Origin of the sequence: Pseudomonas sp., from assembly GCF_050739935.1 — a bacterium.
GTDB lineage: Bacteria > Pseudomonadota > Gammaproteobacteria > Pseudomonadales > Pseudomonadaceae > Aquipseudomonas.
Genome location: NZ_JBOICF010000077.1, coordinates 42,868 through 54,579, shown reverse-complemented (window position 1 = coordinate 54,579; position 11,712 = coordinate 42,868). Strand labels below are relative to the sequence as shown.

The window sequence follows — 11,712 nt, the reverse complement described above, 5'->3', positions numbered from 1 at the left end:
TGCGGAGTGTCAGACACATAAATGCTGGATTACACACCGCGTTCGCCAGCAAGCCGGCTCCTACAGTTGGATCGCGGACAACAACACCGCGCGCCAAGCATACTTTTCAAAACGTAAATACAGGCATATCTCCATTAGTTCTAAAAATATGGAATTCAGTTCTTTTACGGAATAAATCACAACCTCTATAAATAGCCGACTTATTCCCAATTCCCAAAGCCACTGATTCCGCTCGAAGGATTTCTCATGGATGTTTTCTGGTTTCTACCGACACACGGCGACGGCCACTTTCTGGGTACCACCAAGGGTGCACGCCCGGTCACGCTCAACTACCTGAAGCAGGTAGCTCAGGCTGCCGACGATCTGGGTTTCCACGGCGTGCTGATCCCGACCGGTCGTTCCTGCGAAGATTCCTGGGTGATCGCCTCAGCGCTGGTGCCGCTGACCGAGCGTCTGCGTTATCTGGTAGCTATTCGTCCGGGCATCATCTCCCCGACCGTTTCCGCGCGTATGGCGGCCACGCTCGATCGCCTGTCCGGCGGTCGTCTGCTGATCAACGTCGTTACCGGCGGCGATCCTGACGAAAATCGCGGCGACGGCAGCTTCCTCAGTCACAGCGAGCGCTATGAAGTCACCGACGAATTCCTGAAAATCTGGCGCCGCGTGCTGCAAGGCGAAGCGGTGGACTTCGAAGGCAAGCACTTGAAGGTGCAGAACGCCAAGGCGTTGTACCCGCCGATCCAGAAGCCCTACCCGCCACTGTATTTCGGCGGTTCTTCAGAGGCCGCTCACGAGTTGGCCGCCGAGCAGGTCGACGTGTACCTGACCTGGGGTGAGCCGCCTGCGGCAGTCGCCGAAAAACTGGCCGATATCCGCGAACGCGCCGCGCGCAACGGCCGTACGGTCAAGTTCGGGATTCGTCTGCATGTGATCGTGCGTGAAACCAGCGAAGAGGCATGGAAAGCCGCCGATACCCTGATCGAGCACATCAGTGACGAAACCATCGCCGCTGCACAGAAATCCTTCTCCCGCTTCGACTCCGAAGGCCAGCGCCGCATGGCCGCACTGCACGACGGTCGCCGCGATAACCTGGAAATCGCCCCGAACCTGTGGGCCGGCGTCGGCCTGGTGCGTGGCGGTGCCGGCACTGCATTGGTCGGCAACCCGGAAGAAGTCGCCGCGCGGATCAAGGAATACGCGGACCTGGGCATCGAAAGCTTCATCTTCTCCGGCTACCCGCATCTGGAAGAAGCCTACCGCTTCGCCGAGTTGGTGTTCCCGCTGCTGCCTGAACCGTATCGCAGCCTGGCCGGTCGCGGCATCACCAACCTGACCGGGCCATTCGGCGAGATGATCGCCAACGATTTGCCGCCGCAGAAGTAACCCCCTGGGGGTGAGCTTGCACCAAGAGGTCGGCACATTCGCCACCTCTTCAGCGGATGTGAAACAGCATTCGTGAGCACGCTCACTTCCTCAGCAAACACCGTTTGCCGCGTAACTGTGTTGATCGTTCCCACACCTGCGTGGGAACGCATTCCCGGACGCCCTGGGTCCACTGTCTGACGCAGAGCGTCGTGGTTGCCATCCCCGCGCGAGCGTGGGAACGATCAGCCGCCGCGACAAGGAGTCCCCGAATGACCGCCAGCGTTCCGCTTCAACCACAAGTGATCCCCATGCAGCTACTGACGTTACCGCCCTCCCCGGCCCTGGCTACCTCGATCCGCGCCACTGCGCAGGTTTTCGAAGACCCCAAATCCCAGGCACTGCTGGCCCACGTGCAACAGGTCGCGCCGAGCGACGCCAGTGTGCTGATCATCGGCGAAACCGGCACCGGCAAGGAACTGGTCGCGCGTCATATCCATAATTTGAGCGGTCGTCGTCATCAGCCCTTCGTGGCGGTGAACTGTGGTGCGTTTTCCGAATCCCTGGTGGAGGCCGAGCTGTTCGGTCATGAGAAAGGTGCCTTCACCGGCGCCCTGACCGCCAAGGCCGGCTGGTTCGAGGAAGCCAACGGCGGCACGCTGTTCCTAGACGAAATCGGCGATCTGCCGATGGCCATCCAGGTCAAACTGCTGCGCGTATTGCAGGAGCGTGAGGTGGTGCGCCTGGGCTCACGCAAGAGCACGCCGATCAATGTGCGCGTACTGGCGGCTACCAACGTGCAGCTGGAACGGGCGATCAACGCCGGGCATTTCCGCGAAGACCTGTTCTACCGCCTCAACGTGGTCAACCTGGAGTTGAGCACGCTGCGCGAGCGCCCCGGCGATATCATGCCGCTGACGCACCACTTCATCGACGTCTACCGTCAGCGTCTGGGCTGCGGGCCGATTCAGATCAGCAGCGACGCCGAACACAAGCTGCGTACCTACAGCTGGCCGGGCAATATTCGCGAGCTGGAAAACGTGATTCATCACACGCTGCTGATTTGCCGCAATGGCGTGATTCAGGCCAGCGATTTGCGTCTGTCGAACCTGCGTCTGGAGCGCCAGGAAGAATCGGCACCGGTGGTCGACGACTCCACCGACGCCCTGCTCGCCCGGGCCTTTCAGAAGCTCTTTGAAGAGCAAGCCGGCGCCCTGCATGAAAAAGTCGAAGACGCCCTGTTGCGCGCCGCTTATCGATTCAGTCACTACAACCAGGTGCATACCGCGCAATTGCTGGGCCTGAGCCGCAATGTGATTCGCGCGCGACTGATCAAGATCGGGGAACTGGCGGTGAACAAACGTCGGCCCGGCGAACAGCTGCAGGGCGACCGGATGATGCAGCTGTCGGTTTGACGCCTTCTGCGTGGCCAGGGGGACGTCTCGCGAATGACGTGCTGGATGGATCGGCAGCGATCCTGCCGCCGCCACCGCAAGCCGGACCGCTAAAGCGGCAACAGCGTTTTCTGATCAGCGCGGCGCGACGGTTTCCCCCACCATTTCATAGGCATTGAACGTCATCGCCGTGGCGCGGTGGGTGCGGATCATTTCCCACAAATCCCCTTCCCCCTGCTCGGCATTCTCCAGCGCTTTTTCACAGTCCATTTTCGACCGCCACAGCACGTGACTGAGCACGCGCTTTCGATCTTCGCTCACATGCACGCTGGCGCGGATAAAGCCTGGGTAGGTTCGGGTGATGCGCTCGAAGCGCTCGTTCAGGGCCGTCACCAGACCGGCGTGATGGCGCGGATCTACTGCAAACTCGACGAACTGACTGAAAGGAAGGTTTGAGTCTTGTGACGTCATGAACGCTCTCCATTGATGACTGATGTCGCTGCACAGGATGCTGCTTCGCCCATTCACACAAACTACGTTTCTTGCGCTGTATAGCCTGTTGCGAACCGACGCCGCGAAGGGTAGAACCTCCACTTAGCTAGAGGTCAAGCTTCTTATTCCCGTCAATAGGCCATTAAAGGAACCGCATGCACACCACCGATGCACCGCAACTCGCCCGGGAATTGACTGTAGGCCAACTATCGGCACGTAGCGGCGTGGCGATTACCGCGCTGCGTTTCTATGAAGCCAAGGGGCTGATCAGCAGCCAACGAAACGCGGCCAACCAACGCCGCTATACCCGCGACGTGCTGCGGCGGGTGGCGTTGATCAAGACCGCGCAACGCCTGGGCATTCCCCTGGCGACCATTCAAGCGGCCCTGCAAACGCTGCCCCAGGATCATCCTCCCAGCCTTGACGACTGGACGCGGCTTTCAGAACGCTGGAAAAACGACCTCGATGAGCGCATCAATCGCCTGACCGCCCTGCGCGATCAGCTCAGCGGTTGCATCGGCTGCGGCTGCCTGTCCATGCAGGCCTGCCCGCTGCGCAACTGGGGCGACAGCCTGGGGGAAAGCGGCGCCGGGCCGCGCCTGCTGGATCAGGATTGAAGGTTCTGCGGGCTGGCCAGCGTCCCTGCCAGCGGGGGACGACGCAATGGTTCGCCACTCCGGTGGTAGTAATTGCACCAATGCCACCGCCGGCAAGCCGTGCTGCTACAGCGGATTGACGATCATTCGACAGCCACCAACCGCGCCGCCAGTGCCTTGGCCTGCAACGCCACATCGGTCACAGCCGTGCTTTCCCACCACAGGCCACGCAACGGCGGGCCCATCGCGAACAGGCGATCTGAAACCTCACCCGACGCGTCCAGCACTGCGCCTCCCGGATCCGCCGCGATCCCCAGTGCCAAGGGCCCCGGCTGAATCAGACCGCGCGCCAGCAACTGCCGAGGCAAAGGGCGATCAACGCGGCGCCAGTCGTATTGAATGCCGGTGGAATTGATCAACGCCGCGCCACTCACTTCGGTCGACTGATCTTCGCCGCGATAGCGAAGGTTGATTCGTACCTGCCCTGCCTCATGAGCCTGCACTGCCTGTAACGATGCGGCGTGAATGTTCAACCGCCCTTCGTGCAGCAACCGATCCAGCAACTGCGCGCTGGGCGGTGGTGAGCGGTGGTGATGACTTTCCCACCATGGCCGCACATGCCGCACGAACTGTCGACGCTGAAGGTCAGTCGCCTGCCCCCACAGCCGTGGGATATGCACCCGCACTGTGTCCAGCGGCGCCTGCCAGTCGATGCCCTGAGTGATCGCCTGTTCGCAGTGCTCACGCAGCGCACGGACCAGTTGCCGGGTGCTGCGAATGCTGTGATCGGCGGCGAGAAAGTCAGGCCAACTCGGTGGCTGACGGCGCACATGGGGCAGCAGACCATGGCGGGAGAACACATCGATGGGGCCACGATGCCCGGCCTGTTCCAGCGAGACCACGGCATCGACCATCGTCAGGCCAGAACCGATGATGAGCACCCGACCCTGGGGATCGAGCTGGCGCATCGCCTCGACATCCCACGGGTCCACTGCTGCGGCATTCAGGGTGTCGGATTTCCCGTCAGCGTTGCGTTGCGGCGTACGGGCGGCGGCGAACATGCCGGTGGCCAGCACGCCGAAGCGCCCGCTCAACTGGGTGTTGTCGGCCAGAGTAAGGCGGATGCCCGGGGCGTCGGTTTGCAGGTCGACGACCTCACCGCGCACATGCTCGACCGTTGAGCCATATTGCGCGCCTGCCTTCTGGGCTTCGGCGAGACGTTGCTGAACATACAGCCCGAAAATCCCGCGCGGCGGAAACAGCTCGGCGACCGGGACGTGTTGCTGGTCCGACTCCGGCCAGCCGCCCGCGGCAATGAATTCGCCCAGCCAGCGGGTCAGGTCGTCGCTATCGTCCGGGTCGACACTCATGCGCGCGGCATTGCCATTGAGGGTGTGACCCAGCTCGGTGGCGCTGTAGGCCTCGCCCCGACCCAGTTCGCTGCGAGTTTCGACGATCACGATTCGGCGCTGGCCCGGCTGACGCAACAACTGCACCGCGAGCATGGTGCCGCTGAGGCCGCCACCGACGATCAAGATGTCAGCGTCGGGTCGATTGTTCTCTGAAGTCATTGTTGTTCGCCTTTTCTCCGCCGTGACGGCGCGCATGCCCGATTATGGCGAGCATGGGGATGGATTCAAACAGGACCTTGGAAGGACTGTTTCGGTATGAAGGATGCAAGGCACGGAGAATGCCGGAATAGAAGGGATTTGCTGGGTACAAAGCGGGCAAAGTGTTGATCGGCTGTTGCCTCATCAACATTGGCGGCCCGGCAATCCCCTTGTGGAAGCGACTTCATTGGCGATTGGCGAGCGATACATCTTTATTGCCTGACATATTGTTCGCCAATGAATTCGCTCCCACAGGGGATCCACGGTCAACCGAAATATCTGCGATCACGAACTCTGCGACATCGCCTCACAGCACCACATTACGCACAAACCGCAGCCCCACCGCACCATCATTGCGATAGGCATGCGGCCGGTTGCTGGCGAACATGAGGAACTCCCCCGCCGCGACCTGTCGGGTTTGCTCCGGCAGGGCCACGGTCAGGCAGCCTTCGATCACGTAGACTTGCTCGCTCCAGCCATCGGGGTCTGCCTCGGCAACGTAGGCCTCGCCCGGTTCCAGCGTGAATTCCCACAGTTCCACGCCGCTGCGCGCCACCGCCTTGGCCAGCAATACTGCCTTGCTACCCGGCAACGACCCTGCCCAGGCGAGCTCATTGATGCGACTCGGGTCGCGCTCGTCCGGTGCCTGGATCAAATCGCTGAACGCCACGTTCAACGCCTCGGCCACACGATCGAGGGTCGCCAGACTGACGTTCTTCTCCCCCGCCTCGATCGCCACCAACATGCGCCGACTGACCCCGGACTTTTCCGCAAGTGCGGTCTGACTCAAATCCGCCGCATGCCGCAGACGCCGCACATTCAGGCTGACGTGTTGCAACACCGACGCGCGTTGCGAATGTTCCTTGTGCACTGGATCACTCCCCGTTGGCATCTTGCGCAATATATTGCCCGGCTTTCGGCAGCGTACGAATGGCTTCCTGTCGCAGTGCATCTCTGTAGCAGCGCGGCTTGCCGGTGGCAGCCATCTCGAAAACGCCACCGCCGGCAAGCCGGACTGTCACAGGGGCAAGGTATCTAAGCGGGGCTTACGCCTTTTGCTTCATATCCAGCCGCCGCAGATGGCAGGTGACTTCCTCGCGATCGTGGTACAGCTGTTTGCAGCCAATCGATACTCTGACGCCTCGGGCCTTGAAGCCTTCTTCGATGCGGTCCAGTAGCCGTCGCACTTCAGCATAACGTTGCTTCATCGGCAGCTTGAGGTTGACCACCGCCTCGCGGCACAGTCCCTCGCCCAGCCAGGTTTCCAGCAATGCCGCATTGCGCGCGGGTTTCTCGACAATGTCGCAGACCATCCAGTCCACTGGCTGACGCGGCTTGTAGGTAAAGCCGTCAGCCATCAGATGCTGCACCAGCCCGGTGTCCATCAGGCTCTCGGCCATCGGACCATTGTCGATGGCAGTGACCAGCATGCCGCGTCTGACCAACTGATACGTCCAGCCGCCGGGCGCTGCGCCCAGATCGACACCGGTCATGTCCCCGGACAGACGTTCGTCCCACTGCTCGCGGGGGATGAAGTGATGCCAGGCCTCTTCCAGCTTCAGTGTCGAACGGCTTGGCGCTTCACGGGGGAATTTCAGACGGGGTATGCCCATCGGCCACATCGCCGAATTGTCGGCATCGGCCAGCCCCAGAAACACCTCGCGCCCACTTTTGAAGGTCAGCAGCAGACGCGGCAAGCGCGGGTTGTCTACCAGCTTGCCGGCTTTCTCCAGCGCCTTGCGCAGTGGACCTTCAAACTTGCGGCAGAAAGTCGAAAGCTCCTTGCCGTCGTTGGTGTCGACCACTTCCAGCCACAGGCTGCCGCAGGTCGCAAAATCGACCATGTGCTCGAGGATGACGCTGATGCGGTCGGTTTCCGGCAACTGGAGGAACACCCCGCGGGCCCATTGCCGAGGGAAGATCAGATCGGTGAAACGCACCCCGTTCATCAGACGTTCGGCGCCATCCGGCTCGGTGCACACGAACTCGGCGCAGGCTGCATTGGGTTTGGCTTTGGCATAGCCGGACACGCCCAGGAGCGCGGCGTGATCGCTGATTTCCGAGCAGACCTCGCCCTCGAAACCGGGACGGCAATGCATGAAAAGGGTGTTCACTGAATCTTCTCCACGGCGCGTCGGTGAGGAATTCCACGCGGCCTATACTTGAGGCTTTCACCTCAATGACTCGAAAGCCGCGCATGATAGCGGAATCAGGAACCACTGGCGCAGGCCAAAGGTCCAGTACTATTCAATGACCGTTTAAAGCCGCCTGTCAGAGGGCCGACACATCGTCTTACCGTTTTGCGTGTTTCACCCGTCCGTACCGTGCGGACTCGTCAAGGAGTTAGTTCATGCCCTCCCTCGATAGCCTGAAAAGCCTCAAGACACTCGACGTCAACAACAAAACCTATCACTACTTCAGCCTGCCCGATGCCGCCAAAACACTGGGCGATCTGGACAAGCTGCCAATGTCGCTCAAGGTGCTGCTGGAAAACCTGTTGCGCTGGGAGGACAACAAGACCGTCACCGGCGAAGACCTCAAGTCCCTGGCCGCCTGGCTCAGCGAGCGCAAATCCGACCGGGAAATCCAGTACCGCCCTGCCCGCGTGCTGATGCAGGATTTCACCGGCGTGCCCGCCGTGGTCGACCTCGCCGCCATGCGCGCCGCGGTGGCCAAGGCTGGCGGCGATCCGCAGCGCATTAACCCGCTATCACCGGTGGATCTGGTGATTGACCATTCGGTGATGGTCGACAAGTTTGGCGACAAGCAGGCCTTTGGCGAAAACGTCGACATTGAAATGCAGCGTAACGGCGAGCGATATGCCTTCCTGCGCTGGGGCCAGAGTGCGTTCGATAACTTCAGCGTAGTGCCGCCGGGCACCGGGATCTGCCACCAGGTCAACCTCGAATACCTGGGCCGTACCGTATGGACCAAGGAAGAAGACGGCCGTACTTATGCCTTCCCGGACACACTGGTGGGTACCGATTCCCACACCACCATGATCAACGGCCTCGGCGTGCTGGGCTGGGGCGTCGGCGGGATCGAAGCGGAAGCGGCGATGCTCGGTCAGCCAGTGTCGATGCTGATCCCCGAAGTGATCGGCTTCAAACTCACCGGCAAGCTCAAGGAGGGCATCACGGCCACCGACCTGGTGCTGACCGTGACCCAGATGCTGCGCAAGAAAGGCGTGGTCGGCAAATTCGTCGAATTCTACGGCGACGGCCTGGCGGAACTGCCGCTGGCGGATCGCGCAACCATCGCCAACATGGCGCCTGAGTATGGCGCGACCTGCGGTTTCTTCCCGGTCGATGACGTGACGCTGGAATACCTGCGTCTGTCGGGGCGTCCGGATGACACCGTCAAACTGGTCGAAGCCTATTGCAAGGCACAAGGGCTGTGGCGTCTGCCGGGCACAGAACCGGTGTTCACCGATGCACTGGAGCTGGACATGGGGTCGGTGGTCGCCAGCCTCGCCGGCCCGAAACGGCCACAGGATCGCGTCGCATTGCCGGACGTTTCCCAGGCGTTCAGCGATTTTCTCGGGCTCGCACTCAAACCCAGCAAACACGATGAAAGCCGTCTGGAAAGCGAGGGCGGCGGTGGCGTGGCGGTGGGTAATGCCGAACAGGTCGGTGAAGCGGAATATGAATACCTGGGCAATACCTACCGCCTGAAAAACGGCGCGGTGGTCATTGCGGCGATCACCTCCTGCACCAACACCTCGAACCCCAGTGTGATGATGGCGGCCGGTCTGCTGGCGAAGAAAGCCGTGGAAAAAGGCCTGCAGCGCAAGCCGTGGGTGAAAAGCTCGCTGGCCCCCGGCTCGAAAGTGGTGACCGACTACTACAAGGCAGCAGGCCTTACCGAGTATCTCGATAAACTGGGCTTCGATCTGGTCGGCTACGGTTGCACGACCTGCATCGGTAACTCCGGGCCACTGCCCGACCCTATTGAAAAAGCCATTCAGCAGTCCGACCTGACCGTCGCTTCGGTGCTGTCAGGCAACCGCAATTTCGAAGGCCGCGTGCATCCGCTGGTGAAAACCAACTGGCTGGCCTCTCCGCCACTGGTGGTCGCTTATGCGTTGGCGGGCAGCGTACGCCTGGACCTCAGCAGCGAGCCACTGGGCGAAGGCAGCGACGGCAAGCCGGTCTATCTGCGTGACATCTGGCCGACACAACAGGAAATCGCCGACGCCGTGCTGAACGTCAGCACCGGCATGTTCCACAAGGAGTACGCGGAAGTTTTCGCCGGTGACGAGCAGTGGCAGGCGATTCAGGTCTCCAAGGACCCGACTTACGTATGGCAGGACGACTCCACCTATATTCAACATCCACCGTTCTTCGACGACGTCGCGGGCCCGTTGCCAGTGATAGCCGATGTGCAGAAGGCGCGGGTGCTGGCGCTTCTCGGCGACTCAGTGACCACCGATCACATCTCACCGGCTGGCAACATCAAGGCCGACAGCCCTGCGGGCCGCTATCTGCGCAGCAAAGGCGTGGAACCCAAGGACTTCAACTCCTACGGTTCGCGACGCGGCAACCATGAAGTGATGATGCGCGGCACCTTCGCCAATATTCGTATACGCAACGAAATGCTCGGCAATGAAGAAGGCGGCTACACCCTGCACGTGCCGAGCGACGAGAAGCTGCCGATCTATGACGCGGCCATGCGCTATCAACAGGAAGGCACGCCGCTGGTGGTCGTCGCCGGACAGGAATACGGCACCGGCTCCAGCCGCGATTGGGCGGCCAAAGGCACCAACCTGTTGGGGGTGAAGGCAGTTATCGCCGAGAGTTTTGAACGCATCCACCGCTCCAATCTGGTGGGCATGGGCGTGCTGCCGTTGCAGTTCAAGAATGGTCAGAGCCGCAAAACCCTGGAGCTGACCGGCAAGGAAGTGCTGAACATCACCGGCCTGACCGGCGCGACCCTGCAACCGGGCATGAGCCTGACGCTGCAAATCACTCGGGAAAACGGCCAACAGGAAAACGTCGATGTACTGTGCCGAATCGACACCTTGAACGAAGTGGAATACTTCAAGGCCGGGGGGATTCTGCACTATGTATTGCGACAGTTGATTGCGGCGTGAGTTGATCTTCTGTAGCAGCACGGCTTGTCAGCGGTGGCGCCTTTGGAATCGCCATCGCCAGCAAGCCATGCTAGCGGTGGCGCCTTTGGAATCGCCATCGCCAGCAAGCCATGCTGCTATAGATCGGTACGCCGCCCGCTGCCTCCCGCCAGAAGCCAGGCAATCTTCGTCTGCCCTCAGAAAAAACCTACAACGGCCCGCCGAATTCCTCACCAGATTTTCAGACACCTTTCATCCCGTTCCCACATACACACCTGTTTAATCAACGTTAAAATCGCCGGCCTCATTTCACGTTCAAGGACGACACCATGCCGGCGCTGCGCTGGAGCACGCTTACGCTCCTGTCCCTCGGTTACTGCATCGCGCTGGTGTACGGGCAACTGAGCATTCCCGTGGCGGTCATCGTCGGTCTGTTGATCATGGCGGGGATCTGCGTCAGTCATTTCACTCATTGGGCCGTCCGTGCCTTCGGCCACGCACTGTTTATCGCTTTGGCGGCGGGTCTGGCCAGCCATTGGCTTCCCGGCTTTTATAGCGCCAGGGTCATCGCCGCCGTGCGCTTTACCCCGGAAGCCGCGCCTTTTTCGATGTATATGAACCTCGATAAACCCTTGATCGGCTTCTGGGTTGCGCTGGCCTGTCCGTGGGTGTTTACCGCCATATCGGTACGCCGCTCGCTGATCACCACCAGCATGACGTTGCCGGTCACGGCCGCGGTATGCCTGATGATTGCCGTCGCGATGCACCAGACAGGCTGGGTACCGAAATGGCCCGAGCAAGGCGGCATCTGGGTGCTGAACAACCTGCTGCTGGTGACTCTCACCGAAGAACTGGTCTTTCGCGGTTACGTTCAAGGGGGCCTGACCCGTCTGCTGAAGCGCGCGCCTTGCCACCAGACATTGGCAATCATCATCGCCTCGCTGCTTTTTGGATTCGCCCATATGGGGGCCGGCTGGCAATGGACGGTGCTGGCGAGTATCGCCGGTATCGGTTACGGCATCGCCTATCGTTTCGGCGGCTTACCGGCGGCGGTCATCAGCCATTTCGGGCTCAATCTCGCGCATTTCAGCCTGTTCACCTATCCGATGTTCGATCGCTGACGCCTGATCTACCGCAAGCGCTCCATGATGCACTTCACAAAACGCTTAATTTCCTGGCAACCGGGC

At 61.0% G+C, this 11,712-nt stretch carries 9 protein-coding genes; 5 read left to right on the top strand and 4 right to left on the bottom strand.

Going from position 1 to position 11,712, the window contains the following annotated elements; all coding sequences use genetic code 11:
• Positions 1 to 246 precede the first annotated feature (246 nt).
• Together ssuD and ACRER8_RS15520 are read left to right on the top strand one after the other, a co-directional pair.
• Positions 247 to 1,383 carry an FMNH2-dependent alkanesulfonate monooxygenase gene (gene ssuD / locus ACRER8_RS15525; protein WP_431747120.1) on the top strand — a complete coding sequence of 379 codons (1,137 nt, stop codon included), beginning with the start codon at positions 247 to 249 and terminating at the stop codon, positions 1,381 to 1,383.
• Positions 1,384 to 1,673: 290 nt separating this feature from the next.
• The gene (locus ACRER8_RS15520) at positions 1,674 to 2,777 is read left to right on the top strand and encodes a sigma-54 interaction domain-containing protein (RefSeq protein ID WP_431747121.1); all 1,104 of its coding nucleotides are present in this window, start codon (positions 1,674 to 1,676) and stop codon (positions 2,775 to 2,777) included.
• Between the two features lie 114 nt (positions 2,778 to 2,891).
• On the opposite strand, the gene ACRER8_RS15515 is transcribed toward ACRER8_RS15520, so the two are convergent.
• Positions 2,892 to 3,227 (bottom strand): antibiotic biosynthesis monooxygenase, encoded by a 336-nt coding sequence (locus ACRER8_RS15515; protein WP_431747119.1) that lies wholly within the window; start codon positions 3,225 to 3,227, stop codon positions 2,892 to 2,894.
• A gap of 176 nt (positions 3,228 to 3,403) precedes the next feature.
• Here ACRER8_RS15515 and soxR point away from each other — a divergent pair, with 176 nt between their 5' ends.
• Positions 3,404 to 3,865: a redox-sensitive transcriptional activator SoxR gene (soxR, locus tag ACRER8_RS15510; protein WP_431747118.1), complete on the top strand. Its 462-nt coding sequence runs from the start codon at positions 3,404 to 3,406 to the stop codon at positions 3,863 to 3,865.
• A gap of 122 nt (positions 3,866 to 3,987) precedes the next feature.
• Here soxR and ACRER8_RS15505 read toward each other — a convergent pair whose 3' ends face one another.
• From ACRER8_RS15505 to rlmM, 3 genes are all read right to left on the bottom strand, one after another.
• A complete protein-coding gene (locus ACRER8_RS15505; protein ID WP_431747117.1) occupies positions 3,988 to 5,415 on the bottom strand; it encodes an FAD/NAD(P)-binding protein in 1,428 nt (475 codons plus the stop codon).
• Between the two features lie 346 nt (positions 5,416 to 5,761).
• Complete coding sequence (locus tag ACRER8_RS15500) at positions 5,762 to 6,325, bottom strand: helix-turn-helix domain-containing protein (protein ID WP_431747116.1); 564 nt, start codon at positions 6,323 to 6,325, stop codon at positions 5,762 to 5,764.
• Positions 6,326 to 6,500: 175 nt separating this feature from the next.
• The gene (rlmM, locus tag ACRER8_RS15495; RefSeq protein WP_431747115.1) at positions 6,501 to 7,568 is read right to left on the bottom strand and encodes a 23S rRNA (cytidine(2498)-2'-O)-methyltransferase RlmM; all 1,068 of its coding nucleotides are present in this window, start codon (positions 7,566 to 7,568) and stop codon (positions 6,501 to 6,503) included.
• A 236-nt stretch (positions 7,569 to 7,804) separates the two neighbouring features.
• Here rlmM and acnA point away from each other — a divergent pair, with 236 nt between their 5' ends.
• Together acnA and ACRER8_RS15485 are read left to right on the top strand one after the other, a co-directional pair.
• Positions 7,805 to 10,546, top strand: a complete 2,742-nt coding sequence (gene acnA / locus ACRER8_RS15490; RefSeq protein ID WP_431747114.1) for an aconitate hydratase AcnA — start codon at positions 7,805 to 7,807, stop codon at positions 10,544 to 10,546.
• Positions 10,547 to 10,854: 308 nt separating this feature from the next.
• The gene (locus ACRER8_RS15485) at positions 10,855 to 11,646 is read left to right on the top strand and encodes a CPBP family intramembrane glutamic endopeptidase (RefSeq protein WP_431747113.1); all 792 of its coding nucleotides are present in this window, start codon (positions 10,855 to 10,857) and stop codon (positions 11,644 to 11,646) included.
• Positions 11,647 to 11,712: the final 66 nt, after the last annotated feature.